15 protein-coding genes and 1 riboswitch are annotated in these 17621 nt (G+C 61.9%); of the genes, 6 read left to right on the plus strand and 9 right to left on the minus strand.

The annotated features are described in order from the left end of the window. Positions 1 to 7: 7 nt before the first annotated feature. Entirely contained in the window at positions 8 to 1126 is a 1119-nt protein-coding gene (gene proB, locus EAY64_RS09050; RefSeq protein WP_103524445.1) for a glutamate 5-kinase, read from the plus strand. 57 nt (positions 1127 to 1183) lie between these two features. On the opposite strand, the gene EAY64_RS09055 is transcribed toward proB, so the two are convergent. The 3 genes from EAY64_RS09055 to ruvB are packed head-to-tail and all read right to left on the minus strand — an operon-like array spanning position 1184 to position 3403. Then, complete coding sequence (locus EAY64_RS09055) at positions 1184 to 1603, minus strand: hypothetical protein (protein WP_103524446.1); 420 nt, start codon at positions 1601 to 1603, stop codon at positions 1184 to 1186. Between the two features lie 44 nt (positions 1604 to 1647). Next, on the minus strand, positions 1648 to 2364 hold the full coding sequence (locus EAY64_RS09060) for a glutamine amidotransferase (RefSeq protein ID WP_103524447.1): 717 nt from the start codon (positions 2362 to 2364) through the stop codon (positions 1648 to 1650). Between the two features lie 4 nt (positions 2365 to 2368). Further along, entirely contained in the window at positions 2369 to 3403 is a 1035-nt protein-coding gene (gene ruvB / locus EAY64_RS09065; RefSeq protein ID WP_103524448.1) for a Holliday junction branch migration DNA helicase RuvB, read from the minus strand. Between the two features lie 90 nt (positions 3404 to 3493). After that, positions 3494 to 3648, plus strand: a riboswitch (FMN riboswitch). Positions 3649 to 3831: 183 nt separating this feature from the next. On the opposite strand from ruvB, the gene ribB reads away from it, so the two are divergent. After that, the gene (gene ribB / locus EAY64_RS09070; protein WP_103524469.1) at positions 3832 to 4488 is read left to right on the plus strand and encodes a 3,4-dihydroxy-2-butanone-4-phosphate synthase; all 657 of its coding nucleotides are present in this window, start codon (positions 3832 to 3834) and stop codon (positions 4486 to 4488) included. Between the two features lie 94 nt (positions 4489 to 4582). Here the strand turns inward: ribB and ruvA are convergent, their stop codons facing one another. The 5 genes from ruvA to amgK form a co-directional block, all read right to left on the minus strand. Next, the gene (gene ruvA / locus EAY64_RS09075) at positions 4583 to 5176 is read right to left on the minus strand and encodes a Holliday junction branch migration protein RuvA (protein WP_059287523.1); all 594 of its coding nucleotides are present in this window, start codon (positions 5174 to 5176) and stop codon (positions 4583 to 4585) included. A 30-nt stretch (positions 5177 to 5206) separates the two neighbouring features. Then, positions 5207 to 6154 (minus strand): prenyltransferase, encoded by a 948-nt coding sequence (locus EAY64_RS09080; RefSeq protein ID WP_103524449.1) that lies wholly within the window; start codon positions 6152 to 6154, stop codon positions 5207 to 5209. Positions 6155 to 6242: 88 nt separating this feature from the next. Further along, positions 6243 to 6773, minus strand: a complete 531-nt coding sequence (ruvC, locus tag EAY64_RS09085; RefSeq protein ID WP_103524450.1) for a crossover junction endodeoxyribonuclease RuvC — start codon at positions 6771 to 6773, stop codon at positions 6243 to 6245. Beyond that, a complete protein-coding gene (murU, locus tag EAY64_RS09090; RefSeq protein ID WP_103524451.1) occupies positions 6770 to 7468 on the minus strand; it encodes an N-acetylmuramate alpha-1-phosphate uridylyltransferase MurU in 699 nt (232 codons plus the stop codon). Before murU ends, ruvC begins: the two co-directional genes overlap by 4 nt. A gap of 10 nt (positions 7469 to 7478) precedes the next feature. Then, positions 7479 to 8510, minus strand: a complete 1032-nt coding sequence (amgK, locus tag EAY64_RS09095) for an N-acetylmuramate/N-acetylglucosamine kinase AmgK (RefSeq protein ID WP_103524452.1) — start codon at positions 8508 to 8510, stop codon at positions 7479 to 7481. Between the two features lie 74 nt (positions 8511 to 8584). On the opposite strand from amgK, the gene EAY64_RS09100 reads away from it, so the two are divergent. The 4 genes from EAY64_RS09100 (at position 8585) to EAY64_RS09115 (ending at position 17231) form a co-directional block, all read left to right on the plus strand. Then, on the plus strand, positions 8585 to 10885 hold the full coding sequence (locus EAY64_RS09100; RefSeq protein WP_103524453.1) for an LPS-assembly protein LptD: 2301 nt from the start codon (positions 8585 to 8587) through the stop codon (positions 10883 to 10885). A gap of 2 nt (positions 10886 to 10887) precedes the next feature. Beyond that, positions 10888 to 12177, plus strand: coding sequence for a peptidylprolyl isomerase (locus tag EAY64_RS09105; RefSeq protein ID WP_233179160.1), 1290 nt, complete (start codon positions 10888 to 10890; stop codon positions 12175 to 12177). A 3-nt stretch (positions 12178 to 12180) separates the two neighbouring features. Next, positions 12181 to 13170, plus strand: a complete 990-nt coding sequence (gene pdxA, locus EAY64_RS09110; RefSeq protein WP_103524455.1) for a 4-hydroxythreonine-4-phosphate dehydrogenase PdxA — start codon at positions 12181 to 12183, stop codon at positions 13168 to 13170. Between the two features lie 218 nt (positions 13171 to 13388). Next, positions 13389 to 17231 carry a DUF3683 domain-containing protein gene (locus EAY64_RS09115; protein ID WP_103524456.1) on the plus strand — a complete coding sequence of 1281 codons (3843 nt, stop codon included), beginning with the start codon at positions 13389 to 13391 and terminating at the stop codon, positions 17229 to 17231. A gap of 175 nt (positions 17232 to 17406) precedes the next feature. Here EAY64_RS09115 and EAY64_RS20385 read toward each other — a convergent pair whose 3' ends face one another. Further along, positions 17407 to 17580, minus strand: a complete 174-nt coding sequence (locus EAY64_RS20385) for a hypothetical protein (protein ID WP_158604646.1) — start codon at positions 17578 to 17580, stop codon at positions 17407 to 17409. Positions 17581 to 17621: the final 41 nt, after the last annotated feature.

The raw sequence follows: 17621 nt of genomic DNA on the forward strand, positions 1-17621 counted from the left end.
ATTTTGTATGCGTTCGGTGATTCATGCCGCCAGCCGTATCGTGGTCAAGGTAGGCTCCAGCCTGGTAACCAATGACGGCAAGGGGCTGGACTTGTCGGCACTGGCGCGCTGGGCTGCGGAAATCGCCGAACTCAAGCGCCGTGGCAAGCAGGTGGTATTGGTATCCAGCGGTGCCATCGCCGAAGGTTGCCAACGACTGGGCTGGTCGGTACGCCCCAAAGGGGTGCACGAACTTCAGGCCGCTGCGGCGGTTGGCCAGATGGGACTGTGCCAGGCGTATGAAACCGCCTTTCGTGAATTTGGCCTGAAAACCGCGCAAATCCTGCTGACCCACGAAGACCTGGCTGATCGCACCCGCTATCTGAATGCCCGTTCCACCCTCACTACCCTGCTCAACCTCAATGTCGTGCCCATCATCAACGAGAATGACACGGTGGTGACCGATGAAATCCGTTTTGGCGACAACGACACCCTGGGTGCACTGGTCACCAACCTGATCGAAGCCGACGCGCTGATCATCCTGACCGACCAGCAAGGCTTGTATAGCGCCGACCCGCGCAAGCATCCGGATGCGATATTCGTGCACGAGGCGGAAGCCGGCGACCCCAAGCTGGAAGACATGGCCGGTGGTGCCGGCTCCAGCGTGGGCACTGGCGGCATGATCACCAAAATCCTGGCTGCCAAACGCTCGGCCCGTAGTGGTGCTGCCACGGTGATTGCCTGCGGCCGCGAGCATGATGTGCTGTCGCGCCTGGCCGATGGCGAAGGCATTGGCACCCAGCTGCTAGCGCCCACCAATCGCATGGCCGCCCGCAAACAGTGGCTGGCCGACCACCTCAAGCTCACCGGTCGCATCGTGCTGGACAATGGTGCCGCTCTGGCCGTGCGCGAACGTGGCACCAGCCTGCTGCCGGTCGGCGTCACTGCCATCGAGGGCGATTTCCTGCGTGGCGAGGCCGTGGCCTGTGTCGATCCGCAAGGGCTGGAAGTGGCGCGTGGTCTGGTCAACTACAGCTCGGACGAAGCCCGCCTGATCATGAAAAAAACCACGCGCGAGATCGAAGCCACGCTGGGCTATATGGTGGAGCCGGAATTGATCCACCGCGACAATATGGTCACGCTGTAACTTCGCAATGGGACATGAAAAAAGGCGGCTGCAGCCGCCTTTTTTCATGTTGACGACTCACTCGCCACCATCATCCAGCTCGCCCTGCTTGGCGCGGCGCAACTCCAGCGAGCGGGCAATCACATACGCCATCATCGAGCACAGGAAAAACAGCAACATCACCAGGGCAATCGAACGCAGGGTTTCGGTCAGCGCATTCCACAGCTCCAGCAGCCAGCGCGCACCGGTAATTTCCAGCTGGGTACTCCCCTTGCCTGCCGATGGTGGCAGGTATTGCTCCAGATTCCACGGCCGCACACCGCCGGAAATCCCGGCCACCAGAATGGCAAAACTGATATAGCGGCGCCAGGCGTCAGCCAGATCCTGCCCCAGCGTACGCAGTAGAATCTTGTATACCGCCGGATCGAAAAAACGCACCACCGCCAGCGAAGCGGCCAGCGCCACTGCAACAATGGCGACAAACAGTGCATAAAACATGATGTTCCCTTTCTGGAAAACAAAGATGGACCGGGATGGCCAGATCAGGCCGCCTGGTGTGCGAGCAAACGGGCAAAACGCTGCAGCAGGCCCGCCGCATGCGGGGTAGGTCGCAAGGGCTGATGCAAGACCTCTGCCGTTGTTCCTGAGGCCTGCAAGGCCGGAGCGAGATGGCTCAGATAAGCCGCCATGGCCGCCGTATCAAACTCGGGATGGAACTGCACCCCCCAGGCCGAACCAATACGGAAAGCATGGTTGGCTTCGAAATCATTGGCCGCCAGCCGCACCGCACCGGGCGGCAAGGCCGTCACCGATTGCCAATGGATCACCGCCGCAGGAAAGGCCGCCGGCAGCCCGGCCAGCAGCGGATCCTGCTCGGCCTCGGGCAGCAGCCGGATATCCACCACACCGGCTTCCGGCCCCTGCGGGTGATAGCCGACCTGGCCGCCCAGCGCATCGGCCAACAGCTGATGGCCGTAGCAAATGCCCAGCAGTGGCACATTGCCCTGTACCGCCTCGCGCAGCCAGGCCGCCGTGCTGACACTCCAGTCTTCATAGTCACTGACCATGGCCGGGGAGCCGGTCAGCACCGCACCGGCGCAGTCGGCGACTGGAGGCAAGGTTTCGCCGCGCTGGACATCGACCACCCGCCACTCACCAGGCGCGTCGCCCAGCTCACGTTCAATCCAGTCTTCGAAATCGCCCAGTTGTGCTGCCAGTGCCGGATAGGTACGGCCGGTCTTGATGATGATTTTCTGCATGAGGCTAGTCTTTCAGTGGCAGGCCGAAATGGGTGTAGGCCAGTGCCGTGGCCATCCGCCCACGCGGTGTGCGCTGCAGGTAGCCCTGTTGAATCAGGAAGGGTTCGATCACGTCTTCGATGGTGTCGGTGGATTCGCCAATGGCTGCGCCCACATTGTCCAGCCCGACCGGGCCACCGCCAAATTTTTCCAGAATGGCCGCCAGCAGTTTGCGGTCCATCACATCCAGCCCGGCCGGGTCCACGTCCAGCATGGCCAGCGCCGCGTCGGCCACCTGGGCGGTGACGATGCCATCGGATTTGACTTCGGCATAATCGCGCACCCGCCGCAGCAGGCGGTTGGCAATACGCGGCGTACCCCGCGAGCGACGGGCCACTTCAAAAGCGCCGTTATCCGCCAGCGTGACATTGAGCAGGCCAGCCGAGCGGCTGACGATTTTCGTCAGCTCCTCGGCGGTGTAAAACTCCAGCCGCGCCACGATGCCAAAACGGTCGCGCAGCGGGTTGGTCAGCATGCCGGCACGGGTGGTGGCCCCGATCAGGGTAAAGGGCGGCAGGTCGAGCTTGACCGAGCGTGCGGCTGGTCCTTCGCCGATCATGATGTCGATCTGGTAATCCTCCAGCGCCGGGTAGAGGATTTCCTCCACCACCGGGCTCAGGCGGTGGATTTCATCGATGAACAGCACATCATGCGGTTCCAGATTGGTCAGCAGCGCGGCCAGATCGCCGGCACGCTCCAGTACCGGGCCGGAAGTCTGGCGCAGGTTGACACCCATTTCACGGGCCACGATGTGGGCCAGCGTGGTCTTGCCCAGACCGGGCGGGCCGAACAGCAACACATGGTCCAGTGCCTCACCACGGCGCTTGGCCGCTTCGATGAAGATTTCCAGCTGTTCACGCGCTTTTTTCTGGCCGACGTATTCATCCAGCAGCTTGGGCCGCAGGGCGCGTTCCAGCGCTTCTTCCTGGGTGGACAGGCTTTGCTGGGTGACGATGCGGCGCTCGGGTGCGCCGCCGATCAGGTTGTCGGTTTCAATCATGTGCCGTTGCCGTAAAGCCAAATGGTGCGATCCCGCCATCTTACCACTGCGCTATACTGGCCGCTGGCCGACGCACATTGCGCGGCCTTGCTACGTCTTCAGGGCGGGGTGCAACTCCCCACCGGCGGTATGGCCTGCACACCAGCAGGCCGAGCCCGCGAGCGCCTTTTTCTGATGAAAAAGGGTCAGCAGATCTGGTGCGATGCCAGAGCCGACGGTGATAGTCCGGATGAAAGAAGATGACAGCAGCACCAGTCTGGCCAGCCCGGACTGGTGTCGACCTGTCCGGCGGCGCTGCGGGCGGTGCGGTCCATCACGGAGGATGGCCTGCCACTCGCATGGCCTGCCCACGCTGGCGCTACATCCGTAGCGCTGGCGGCTTTTCATGCCCTGAAACGTGTTTCTCAGACCTGATCGAGGACCGTTTCATGCCTTACACCCAGCCTACCCAACTTTCTTCCCTGCCCCCGCGGCTGGCCGCCGCATTGACCGCCTTGCGTCAAGGCCGGCCAGTGATTGTCAGCGATGATGACGACCGCGAAAACGAGGCCGACCTGATCCTGGCAGCCGACACCTTGAGCGTGCCAGAAATGGCACGACTGATTCGTGATGGCAGCGGCATTGTCTGCCTGTGCCTGACCCCGGCACATGCGGCAAGGCTGCAACTGCCGCCCATGGTGCCGGACAACCGCAGCCGCTATGGCACCGCCTTTACCGTCAGCATCGAGGCGGCACACGGCGTCAGCACCGGGGTATCCGCCATCGACCGGGTCACCACCATCCGTGCAGCCATTCAGCCACAAGCGCAGGCGGCTGATCTGGCCCGCCCCGGCCATGTCTTTCCCTTGATCGCCCGGCCCGGCGGCGTACTGGAACGCCGCGGCCATACCGAAGCGGCGGTAGAGCTGGCCACGCTGGCGGGCTACAGCCCGGCAGGGGTGTTGTGCGAGCTGATGAACCCGGATGGCAGCATGATGCGTGGAGCACAGCTGCAGGCCTATGCCGCCTTGCATCAGCTGCCGATGCTGACGGTGGCAGAACTGGCACAGTGGCGGCAGCAGCAAGCCGAGGCGGTCTGCGCCTGACGCCTGCTTTGCCCCTGGCGGCGTAACAGCAACAAGGCCAGCGGCATGCCGCTGGCCTTGTACATTGCTGATTGCCCAGAGATGGCAGCAGCCACTAGCCCTTCATCAGGTTCTTCAGCGCCAGCCTTACCCCGTCGCTCACCGTCACCTCCGCCGGCAAGCCCTTGGTAGCCGCTGCGGCTTCCTTGTCGTTGTAACCCAAAGCCAAGAGCGCATTGACGATATCGCTCTTGTCGTCCGGCGTGGCGGCAAACGGCAGGCCGCCCGGCACCGCCAGATTGCTGCCGGTGGCCAGCTTGCCACGCAACTCCAGCACCAGCCGCTCGGCAGTTTTCTTGCCGATGCCGGGTACCGAGGACAGACGCTTGAGGTCTTCACTGGCAATCGCCACCGCCAGCTCATCAGCGGTCATGCCCGACAGCACGGCCAGCGCAATCTTGGCACCAATACCGCTCACCTTGATCAGCTGGCGGAAAGTTTCCCGCTCTTCCTTGCTGGCAAAGCCATACAGCAGGTGGGCATCCTCACGCACCACCAGATGCGTGAACAGCGTAGTTTTCTGGCCCAGTGCCGGTAGCTGGTAAAAGGTGGTCATCGGCACATCCACTTCATAGCCGACACCGTTGACATCCACCACCACTTGCGGCGGCAGTTTTTCGATGAGATTGCCGCTGAGGCGTCCGATCATGTGGGTGATTCTCCAGAGATATACCGCCGCTCAACCGATGAGCAAGGCCAGGGCCAGCAGCAGGGGAAACAGATTGGCCGCCATGATGGTGGCAATGATGGCCGGGCGCAAGCGCGCCGGCTCGGCAGCATGTCGCCACAGCTGCTGCGCAGCAAACAAGGACAGCGGCAGGCTTAGCATACCCAGCAAGGCCGCAGGCGGTAATCGCGCCCGCCACACCAGCCCGGCCAGCAGGGCATAAGCCAGCAAGACCAGCACGCCGTAAACAGCGCGAGCCCGCTGCAGTGGCAAGCGTGCCACCCAGTGCCACTTGCCGGCCTGCTGGTCTGCCGTGCGGTCGGGAAACTGGTTGATGTACAGCAGCAGGCTGGTGAGGATGGCAAAGGGCAGGCTGGCCCACAGCAAGGTGGGTTGCCAGCTCCCAGTCAGCAATACCGCCATACCCTGTGGCAGCAACAGAAAACACAGCAACACACTCAGCTCACCCAGGCCACGGCTGTTGAGCCGCAAGGGCGGTGCCGAATAGCCCCAGCCCAGCACCACGCCGACCAGACCAATCAGCAACAAGGGCAGGCCACGCAGACTGACCAGATACAGACCACCCAACACCACCAGACCGAACAGGCCATAGGCCAGCCCCTGCATCTGCCCGGCACTCAGCACGCCGTTCTGGATGAAGCGGCTGCCACCGGTAAAAGGAAACAGCCGTGCGGTATTGGCAGCATCCGTACCATTGTGGTGGTCGGCTACATCATTGATGACATTGACAGCAGCATGGGTGAGCAAGGCCAGCATGAGGCCCAGCAGCGCCAGCAGCCAGTTTTGCTGCAAGGCTGGCCAGCCGCTGCCGGCCACACCCAGCACGACGCCGGCCAGGGTAATGCTGAGAAAAGCCGGCCGGGTGGCCAGCCACCAGCGCGCCGGATGATCGGCCAGCACGGCCGCGCTGGGTTCGAGACTGACAGGACTCTGCGACATGAAGCGCTCCACTTGCGAATGACCACAGCATAGCGCGAACAGCCGTTACCAGGGCCTGCGTCAGCACAAGTAAAGCAGCCAAAGGGCGCTAGACCAAACGCCCGCCCCGCACTTTCAGCCCCTGCCGCGCCAGTTCGCCAATGGCCCCGCCGCTGAGATTGGCATGAGCCAGCGCTACCGCCAGCGCGTCGGCCGCATCTGCCTGCGGCGTGCCGGACAGATTGAGCATGCGCACCACCATGTGCTGCACCTGCTCCTTGGCCGCCTTGCCATGACCCACTACCGATTGCTTGACCTGCAAGGCGGTGTAGTCGGACACCGCCAGATTGCGCATCACCAGCGCCGACACACAGGCGCCACGTGCCTGGCCCAGCATCAGTGTCGCAGCGGGATTGACGTTGACGAAAACTTGCTCAATGGCCGCCTCATGCGGCTGATAGGTATCGATCACGCCAAACAGGCCGTCGATGATGACCTTGATGCGGTCTGCCAGCGGTGCGCCCTGTGGCGTGCGGATACAGCCGGACGCCACATAATGGCGCTGCTGGCCGACCAGATCGATCACCCCGAAGCCGGTGATGCGGCTACCCGGGTCTATGCCCAGAATGCGCCGGCTCACGCCGTCCAGCCCGTGGCAATGGCATCCGCCTCGGCCAGCCGCTCCGGCGTGCCCACATCCAGCCACAAGCCATCCAGCCGACTACCCGTGACCTGCCCTTGCGCCATGGCGGCGCGTAGCAGCGGTGCCAGCTTGGCCGGCTGCCCGGCCGGCGTGGCTACGAACAGGGCCGGATGGTAGGCGGCAATGCCGGAAAAGGTCAGACCGTTGCCTGCCGTTGGATTGGCTGCCAGCAGTCCATCCGCCAGCAAGCCGAAATCACCGGCAGGATGGTGTGGCGGATTATCCACCAGCAGCAGATGTGCCAGATGCTGCTGGCCATCCAGTTGGCTGGCTGCCTGTTTTAATCCGGCAAAATCGACATCACTCAGCACATCGCCATTCACTACCAGAAAGGGCTGGTCCCCCAGCAAGGGCAAGGCGCTGGCAATGCCGCCCGCCGTTTCCAGCGCCGTCGCCTCCGGGGAATAGGCGATGGAAACGCCCAGACGACTGCCGTCGCCCAGCACCTGCTCGATCTGCGCCCCCAGCCAGGCATGGTTGATGACCAGCTGGCGGATACCCACCGCCGCCAGGCCGCGGATATGCCACTCGATCAGCGGACGGCCCCCGGCCAACAACAAGGGCTTGGGGGTATGGTCGGTCAGCGGGCGCATCCGTTCGCCGCGACCTGCGGCCAGAATCATCGCTTTCATCGCCTTGCCATCAGCCTTTGACACTCAATACCGGATAGCTCGACTGCAGCTCGGCATCGGTGTCGTCCTTGCCCACCAGTTGCAGCAGCAACTGGTAAAAAGGAGACAGCTCCTGATAACGACGCGTGGTGCGTTTCAGGTATTTGATGAAGCGCGGAATCTCGCCACGGTACTTGTCCTTGCCATCGCGGTGGTAAAGTCTTGCAAAGATCCCGGCCACTTTCAGGTGGCGCTGCACCCCCATCCATTCGAAATCGCGGTAAAAATCGTCCACGCTTTCCGGCACCGGCAAGCCAACTGCCCGTGCTTTTTCCCAGTAGCGGATGGCAATATCCAGTACGAAATCCTCTTCCCATTCGATGAAAGCATCGCGCAGCAAGGACACCAGATCGTAGCTGATGGGGCCGTAAACCGCGTCCTGGAAATCCAGCACGCCAGGCTTGCCCGGCGTGAGCATCAGGTTGCGCACAATGAAGTCGCGGTGCACATAAACCTTGCTCTGCGGCAGGATGGCAGCCAGCAAACGCTGGCATCCTTCGTCCCACAACTGGCGCTGGGCAAAGTTGAGCGGCTTGCCCAATTCCTGGGCGCAATACCATTCCGGAAACAGGCTGAGTTCCCGGCGCAGCAAGGCTTCGTCGTATTCCGGCAGTACGCCGGGCTGGCTGCCCTGTTGCAGCTCCACCAGGGTATCCACGGCCTCCAGCAGCAGGTGGCGGCGCACCAGCGGACGCTCATCGTGCTCCAGTGCAGCCAGCAGCGTGATCTTGCCCAGGTCCTCCAGCAGCATGAAGCCCTGCTCGCGGTCGCGGGCGATGATTTGCGGTACATTCACCATGGCGAACACCTCGCGAACCTTCACGTAGGGATCGGTGTCCATCTTCTCCGGCGGCGCATCCATGACGATGCGCGTGCTGCCATCAGGGAACTGCGCACGGAAGTAGCGGCGGAAGTCGGCATCGGCGGCGGCAAACTCCACCACGATGTCGGTTTGCGGGTAAAGGCTGGTCAGCCAGCTTTTGAGTTGTTCCAAACGTTGCATGTCGGTTCGTCACGATGCTGATAGAATCGTCTGATTTTAACCTGCCCACCTGCCCACACGATATGGCTTTGTGCATGCTCAAACTGCAGCCCACGAGAATGACCCTGGCCCTGGCAGCCGCTTTTTCGGTTTCTGCCGCCCAGGCTGATGATATTGCGCCGCAGGCGCTTACCACGGTGCCCGCCGCCCAAGGCCAGACCCACGTCACGGCCGACCACATGGACGGGCAGATGCAGGACAAGCTCAAGGCCAACGGCGATGTGGTTGTCATCCGTGACAACCAGACCCTGGAAGCCGACTGGCTGGACTATTACCAGCAGCAAAACCGCGTCAAGGCCGGCGATCACTTCCGCCTGACACGCGAGAAGGACGTCGTCACCGGTACCACCCTGGATTACTGGATGGACGAGCATACCGGCTCCGCCCAGCAACCTTCCTTCCAGATGGGCAGTCCGGACACCCAGAACAAACCGGGTGGCAGCAAGCGCAGCCTGGCCAAAGCCGGCATTGCCTTTCGCGGCGATGGCAGCGAGGTACAATTCACCGGGCCAGATCAGTACCGCCTGATCAACAGCAAGGTCAATTCCTGCGTGGTGGGCGATGATTCCTGGTATCTGAAATCCTCCACGCTGGACCTGAACTACACCACCAATATCGGTGTGGCACGCAATGCCCGGCTGGAATTCCAGGGCGTGCCGATTCTCTACACCCCATGGATCGACTTCCCGCTGGATGGCAGCCGCAAATCCGGCCTGCTGGCGCCGACCTTCCGCTCTGGCAGCAGTGGCTTCGACCTGGCACTGCCCTACTACTGGAATATCGCCCCCAATTACGACGCCACCATCACGCCGCACATCAATCTCAAGCACGGCACAATGCTGGCTGGCGAGTTCCGCTATCTGGAGCCGGATTTTTCCGGCAGCATCTATACCGAGCAGCTGCGCAATGACAAGCTGACCAATACCGACCGCTATGCCTGGTACGCCACGCACAAGCAAACGGTGATACCGGGTCTGACCTTCGGCTACGACTACAACTACGTTTCCGATGTCAATTACTTCACCGACTTCGGCGACCGCACCCTGACAGCCACCAACGTCAACCTGCTGCGCCAGGCCTGGGTCAACTACACCACCAGCTGGCAGGGTGGTAGCGTCAATACCATGCTGCGCGCCCAGCGCTACCAGACGCTGGAAGACCCGATCATCCCGGCCGACCAGCCCTATGCCCGCTTGCCGCAGATTACCCTGAACGCCAACCAGAAGCTGCCGGACGGTTTCAGCTTCAATTTGCAGGGCGATCTCACCCGCTTCTCGCACCCCACGCTGCAGACCGGTGACCGCTTTGTCGCCTACCCCAGCGTGAGCTGGGCGTTCGAGCGCAGCTGGGGCTTCATCAAGCCGAAATTCGGCGTCAACTACACCAGCTATTCACTGAATGCACTGGGTAGCGATACCACCCCGGGCAGCAACATCACCCGTACCCTGCCGATTTTCAGTACCGACTCCGGCCTGTACTTCGAGCGCGATGCCAGTTTCCATGGCAGCGATTATGTGGAAACCCTGGAACCACGGCTGTTTTACGTTTACATCCCGGCCAAGGACCAGAGCAATATTCCCAACTTCGACAGCTCGGAAAACGACTTCAACTTTGCCCAGCTGTTCTCGGAAAACCGCTTCTCCGGCTGGGACCGCATCAATGCGGCCAACCAGCTGACTGCGGCGCTGACCAGCCGGCTGATCAGCAGCGAAACCGGTATCGAGCGCTTGCGCGTGATGCTGGGTCAGCGCTACTACTTCAAGAACGAAGACACCTCCTTGTACGGTGACCAGATCACCCTGCAAAACAACAGCAAGGGCTTGCTGGGTAGCCTGGGTGGCGACCTGACCCGCGCCTGGCGTCTGGACAGCACCTATGAATACAACCAGGACCTGTCCAAAACCCAGCGTTACAACCTGCAAGTACGCTACAACCCGGAGCAGGGCAAAACAGTCAGCCTGCGCTATCGCTACGGCCGCTACGAGCAGATCGGCGATACCACGCAATATGGCCCCTTGCGCCAGATCGATTTCGGTGTGCAGTGGCCCATCGCCCGCCAGTGGTATGCCGTGGCACGGGAAAACTACTCGCTGATCGACAACAAGCCGCTTGAGCATCTGCTCGGGGTGGAGTACAACGACGGCTGCTGGACCACGCGCGTCGTGCTGAAACGTGACGCTTCGCTGGCCACCACCATTACTTCCGCCACCACACATACCGGTGTATTTTTCCAGCTGGAACTGCGCGGCCTGGGCGGTTTGGGCAGTAATCCCACTTCCGAACTGAAACTGGCGATTCCTGGCTACTCCAATATTTCCGACATCCGATCCAATTGACCATGAAAAAAACCCTGCTTGCCCTGTTGATCGCAACCATTGTCCAGACGACCCATGCGGCGCCGGCGTCCCCGGTCAACGAGCTGGATCGCATCGTGGCCGTGGTCAACAAGACCGTCATCACCAATATCGATCTGCAAAACCGCATCGATGCCACCATCCAGCAGCTCAAGGGCCAGAACGTCACTCCGCCCGCGCGCGACATCCTGGCACACCAGGTGCTGGAGCAGATGATTACCGAACAAGTGCAAATGGAGTACGCCAGCAGCAATGGCATGCGCGTGGACGAGCACGACCTGGACCAGGCCATTGCTGATCTGGCCAAGCAGAACAAGCTGGATGTCAAAGGCCTGCAGGCACAGCTGGCCAAGGAAGGGGTGCCCTTCGCCCGCTTCCGCGAAGAAATCCGTCGCGAAATCGTGCTGGCACGCCTGAAGAACAATGAAATCGGCTCGCGCATCAATGTCACCGACAGCGAAGTGGACCAGGTACTGAAAAGCGCACAGAGCGCCAATCGCAGCGAATACCACCTGGCCACCATCCTGATCAGCACCCCCGAGCGTGCCGATGCCAAACAGCTGGACAACCTGTCGGCCAAGGCCAACAAGGCACTGGGCGAGCTGAACGACAAGCAGCCCTTTGCCAAGGTAGCCGCCAGTTACTCCGACGCCCCCAACGGCATCAAGGGGGGTGATCTGGGCTGGCGTCCGGCGGCCACGCTGCCGCTGGAGTTCGTCTCCATGCTGGATCAGCTGAATCCTGGTCAGCACACCGGCGTCATCCGCACCGCTCAGGGCTTCATGATTTTCCAGCTGATTGAAAAGCGTAGCGGTAACCAGCCCATGGTGGTGGAGCAATACCACACCTCGCACATCCTGATCCGCACCAACGAGGCCGTATCAGAGGCTGATGCCAAAAACCGCATCCTGCAGATTCGCGACCGCATCCTGCGTGGCGCCAAATTCTCCGAAATGGCCAAGCTTTATTCCGAAGACGGCAGCAATGTCAAAGGTGGCGATCTGGGCTGGGTGAACAAGGGCGACATGGTGCCGGAATTTGAAAAAGCCATGCTGGCCCTGCCGGTAGGCACGGTGTCCGAACCGGTACGCAGCCCCTTCGGCTGGCATTTGATTCTGGTGGAAGCCAAACGCAATCAGGATGTCTCGGCCGACCGCGAACGCCAGACCATCAAACAGCAACTGCGCCTGCGCAAGCTCGACCAGGCATATCTGGACTGGGTACGCCAGCTGCGCGATTCCGCCTTTGTTGAAGAACGCCTGGACGACAAGTAAGCCATGACTGCGCCCCGCCCCCTGCTGGCCGTCACCGCTGGCGAGCCAGCCGGCATCGGCCCGGATCTGGTCCTGCAACTGGCAGACCACAGCGACGGCGCCCGGCGGGTCATCATTGCCGACCTGTCACTCTTGCAGCAAAGGGCGGCGCAGCTGGGCTTGACCGCCCTGCGCTTTCAGCCCTACCAGACAGGGCAGGCGGCGGCTCCGGCCGGCGTACTGGAGGTGCTGCATGTGCCACTGGCCGCAGCGGTCACCCCCGGCCAGCTGGATCCGGCCAATGCCCGCTACGTGCTGAACACCCTGGATGTGGCGATAGCCGGCTGTCTGTCCGGCGAGTTTGCCGCCATGGTCACCGCACCGGTGCACAAGGGGGTGATCAACGATGCCGGCGTGCCCTTCAGCGGACATACCGAATACTTGGCCGAGCACACCGGCACGCCGCGCGTGGTGATGATGCTGGCCGGTGCCGGCATGCGGGTGGCGCTGGTCACCACCCATCTGCCGTTACGTGCCGTGGCGGACGCCATCACCAAAGCGGAGCTGGAAGCCGTCATCCGCATCCTGCATGCCGATCTGCAACAGAAATTCGGTCTGCCGTCCCCGCGCATCCTGGTCGCTGGCCTCAACCCGCATGCCGGGGAATCCGGCCACATGGGGCGCGAGGAAATCGACGTCATCGAACCAGTATTGCAACAGTTGCGCGCCCACGGCATGCAGCTGATCGGCCCACTGCCGGCCGATACCCTGTTCAATCCCGACAAGCTGGCCCAGGCCGATGCGGTGCTGGCCATGTATCACGACCAGGGCCTGCCGGTGCTCAAATACGCCAGCTTTGGTGCCGGTATCAATATCACGCTGGGCCTGCCCATCATCCGCACCTCGGTGGATCACGGTACCGCGCTGGACCTGGCCGGCAGCGGTCGCGCCGACCCCGGCAGCCTGTTCGAGGCCGTCAAGCTCGCCGAGCAACTGGCACAGAACCGGCAATAACAGCCCATGCCGTACAACGCAGCCCCTGTTGATAACAGGGGCTTTTCCTTTTGCGGCAAGGCTTTAGCACATCACTACCAATATTGTCCGACAACATCCAATTTACCCGGATATCTTCACGTCAAAATGAGAAAATGACGCATGCGGCATTTTTCGCAACGCAGCAATTGGGCTAAACTAGCCGGTAATATATTCAAACAATTACTGCAGCACGGACCATGACCACCAGCAACCAGCAGCGTCTTCGCGAGATTCCTTACAACTACACATCGTATTCGGACCGGGAAATCTTCATCCGGCTTCTGGGCGAGCCCATGTGGGCACTGCTGGAAGAGTTGCGCAGCGAGCGCAAGACCGGCCGCTCCGCCCGCATGCTGTTCGAGGTGCTGGGCGACATCTGGGTAGTGGATCGCAACCCCTATCTGGTGGACGACCTGCTGGACAATCCCAAGCGCCTGTCGGCACTGGTGGAAGCCATGCACCACCGCCTGCAGGAAGTGGAAAAACGCCGCGAGGGCAATGACAAGGTGGGCCGGCTGATCGCAGCGGCCCGCGAAGCGGTGGACCGCTTTGCCCAGCAGTTTGCCGAAACGCGCGAGCTGCGTCAGGCCATCCTGAAGAAACTGTCGCGCCATACCCGCAAGGACAACATCCTGTTCGACGGCCTGGCCCGCGTGTCGCACGTGACCGACGCCACCGACTGGCGTGTCGAATACCCCTTCGTGGTGCTGTCGCCGGATACCGAAGAAGAAATTGCCCCGCTGGTGCGCGCGCTGATCGAACTGGAGCTGACCATCATCCCGCGTGGCGGTGGTACCGGCTACACCGGCGGTGCCGTGCCGCTGGATCGCCGCAGCGCGGTGATCAACACTGAAAAACTGGTGCAGCACAATGGCGTGGAATACATCGGCCTGCCGGGTCTGGATGGTGAGCGCGCCACCATTCAGTGTGGCGCTGGCGTGGTCACCGCCCGGGTATCGGAAGCCGCCAGTGCCGCCGGCCTGGTGTTTGCGGTAGACCCGACCTCGGCCGAAGCCTCCTGTATCGGCGGCAACGTCGCCATGAATGCCGGCGGCAAAAAGGCCGTGCTGTGGGGCACTGCGCTGGACAACCTGGCCAGCTGGAAAATGGTGGATACCGACGGCAACTGGATGTTCATCGAACGCCTGGCCCACAACTACGGCAAGATCCACGACATCGATGTCGCCAGCTTCCGCATCACCCGCTTCAAGGATGATGACAAGACCGTCCTGTCCACCGAACAGCTGGACATCCCCGGCCCCTCCTTCCGCAAGGTGGGTCTGGGCAAGGACGTCACCGACAAATTCCTGTCCGGCCTGCCTGGCGTGCAAAAGGAAGGCACCGACGGCATCATCACCAGCGCACGCTTCGTGCTGCACAAGATGCCGGCGCACACCCGCACCGTCTGCCTGGAGTTCTTCGGCACGGTCGCCCAGGCCACCCCGGCCATCGTGGAAATCACCGACTACTTCAAGCCGGATGGCGCAGGCTGCAAGGCTGGCGTGCAGCTGGCTGGCCTGGAGCATCTGGACTGGCGCTATGTCCGCGCCGTGGGCTATGCCACCAAGGCCAAGAGCAAGGGCCGGCCCAAGATGGTGCTGATCGCCGACATCGTCTCCAACGATGAAAACGCCGTAGCCGAAGCCGCCAGCCAGGTAGTGCGCTATGCCAATGCCCGTACCGGCGAAGGCTTTATCGCCGTCACCGCCGAGGCGCGCAAGAAGTTCTGGCTGGACCGTTCGCGCACCGCCGCCATTGCCCGCCACACCAATGCCTTCAAGATCAACGAAGACGTGGTGATTCCGCTGCCGCGTCTGGGCGACTACTCCGACGGCATCGAACGCATCAATATCGAGCTGTCCGTCGCCAACAAGCTGCGCCTGCTGGACACCCTCACCGAATACTTCCATGGCCGCCTGCCGGTAGATACCGAAGGCGGTGCGGTTTCTGCCGATGAAATCATCGGCGAGCGTCGTGGTACCGCGCTGGAGCTGATTGCCACGCTGCGCCAACGCTGGCAGTGGCTGCTGGACAATCTGGACGCACCGTTTGCCCAGTACCGCGCGCAATGGCCAGATGCACCGCTGGTAGATGCCAATGCCACGCCAGCCACCCTGTTTATCGCCATGCGCGACTTCCAGCTGCGCGTCAGCTGGAAAGACGAACTGCTGAACGATCTGGAAAGCCTGTTCTCCGGCAAGGCCGATGCGCCCATCCTGGATGCCGTGCATGCCCTGCACCAGAAGGTGCTGCGCGGTCGCGTGTTCGTGGCGCTGCACATGCACGCCGGTGACGGCAATGTGCACACCAACCTGCCGGTCAACTCCGACGACTACGACATGCTGCAAACCGCGCACAAAGCCGTGGCACGCATCATGGAGCTGGCCCGCAGCCTGAACGGCGTGATTTCCGGTGAGCACGGCATTGGCATCACCAAACTGGAATTCCTCACCGAAGAAGAAATCGCCCCCTTCCGCGCCTACAAGCAGCGCATCGACCCCAAGGGCCATTTCAACAAGGGCAAGCTGTTGCCGGGGGCCGACCTGTCCATGGCCTATACCCCGTCCTTCGAATTGCTGGGCGCGGAATCGCTGATTCTGGAACAGTCCGACATCGGCAGCATCTCCAATAGCGTCAAGGACTGCCTGCGCTGCGGCAAGTGCAAGCCGGTGTGCTCCACCCACGTGCCGCGTGCCAATCTGCTGTACAGCCCGCGTAACAAGATTCTCGGCGTCGGCCTGTTGACCGAGGCCTTCCTCTACGAAGAACAAACCCGCCGTGGCGTCAGCCTCAAGCATTTTGACGAGCTGTCCGATGTGGCCGACCACTGCACGGTCTGCCACCGCTGCGTGAAGCCCTGCCCGGTGAAGATCGACTTTGGTGATGTCTCGGTCGCCATGCGCAACTTCCTGCGCAAGACCGGCAACAAGCGCTTCAACCCCGGCACCGCGCTGGGCATGGCCTTCCTCACCGTCAAGGACCCGGCCACCATCAAGGCCATCCGTGGCGGCCTGGTCGGCTTTGCCTACAAGGCACAGCGCCTGGGCTACAGCGTGGGCAAAAAGCTGCACCTGACCGGCGCGCAGACCAAGCAACCACCGTCCACCGTGGGCAAGGCGCCGATCAAGCAGCAGGTGATTCATTTCATCAACAAACCGATGCCGGGTGGCCTGCCCAAGAAAACCGCGCGCGCCCTGCTGGATGTGGAAGACGCCAATGTCGTACCGGTGATCCGCAACCCGCAGCTGGCCGAAGACGCCGAAGCGGTGTTCTACTTCCCTGGCTGCGGCTCGGAGCGTCTGTTCAGCCAGGTGGGCCTCGCCACCCAGGCCATGTTGTGGCATGTCGGCACCCAGACCGTGCTGCCGCCGGGCTATCTGTGCTGCGGTTACCCGCAGACTTCGGCCGGCTATGCCGACAAGGGTGAAGCCATCACCACGGAAAACCGCGTGTTGTTCCACCGCCTGGCCAATACGCTGAACTACCTGGACATCAAGACCGTGGTGGTCAGCTGTGGCACCTGCTACGACCAGCTGGCCAAATACCGCTTCGAGGACATTTTCCCGGGCTGCCGCATCATCGACATCCATGAATACCTGATGGAAAAGGGCCTGAAGCTGGAAGGCATCGGCGGGCAGAAGTATATGTACCACGACCCCTGCCATACCCCGATGAAGGCTTACCAGCCGCTGGATGTGGCCAACAAGCTGCTGGGTGGCGGCGTGACGCTGAGTGACCGCTGCTGCGGCGAATCCGGTACTTTTGCCGCCAGCCGCCCGGATATTGCCACCCAGGTGCGTTCGCGCAAGGAAGAAGAAATCAACAAGGATCTGGCCAAGATCGGTGCCACCGAACAGCCGGTGAAGATTCTCACTTCCTGCCCGTCCTGCCTGCAGGGCCTGTCGCGCTACAGCCCGGATACCGGCACCGAGGCCGACTACATCGTGGTGGAAATGGCCAAGCACATCCTGGGCAAGAACTGGATGAAGGACTACGTGGAAAAAGCCCGCAACGGCGGTATCGAACGCGTGCTGCTGTAAGCTCCGCACACTGAGCTGCAACAGAAAACCGCAGGCTTTGCCGCCTGCGGTTTTTTATGGCTGAATGCAAGGCGCCGGGCGATGCTGGCGGTAGATGTGCTGCAGTCAGCCGTACAAGGACTGCTGCACAAAGCCCCTGCCGCCGCGACGCTTCACGCAGCAGAAAAGCCATGGCCTAGCGTCGCTGGCGCAATACATGGGAATAAAACCACAGCCGCAGCGCCACGCCTATTTCCTCTGCCTGCCGGTGCTCCCGCTCCCGCGCCTGCATCGCCAGATCACGCGCGGATGGTGTCAATGCTGGCTGCGGCCAGCGCTGCTGCAGATGATGGCAACGGGTAAAGTTCAAGCATGGAGCTGTTGTTTGCCATCAGGGCGCCTGACTCAATG

Origin of the sequence: Aquitalea palustris, assembly GCF_003693445.1 — a bacterium.
GTDB lineage: Bacteria > Pseudomonadota > Gammaproteobacteria > Burkholderiales > Chromobacteriaceae > Aquitalea > Aquitalea palustris.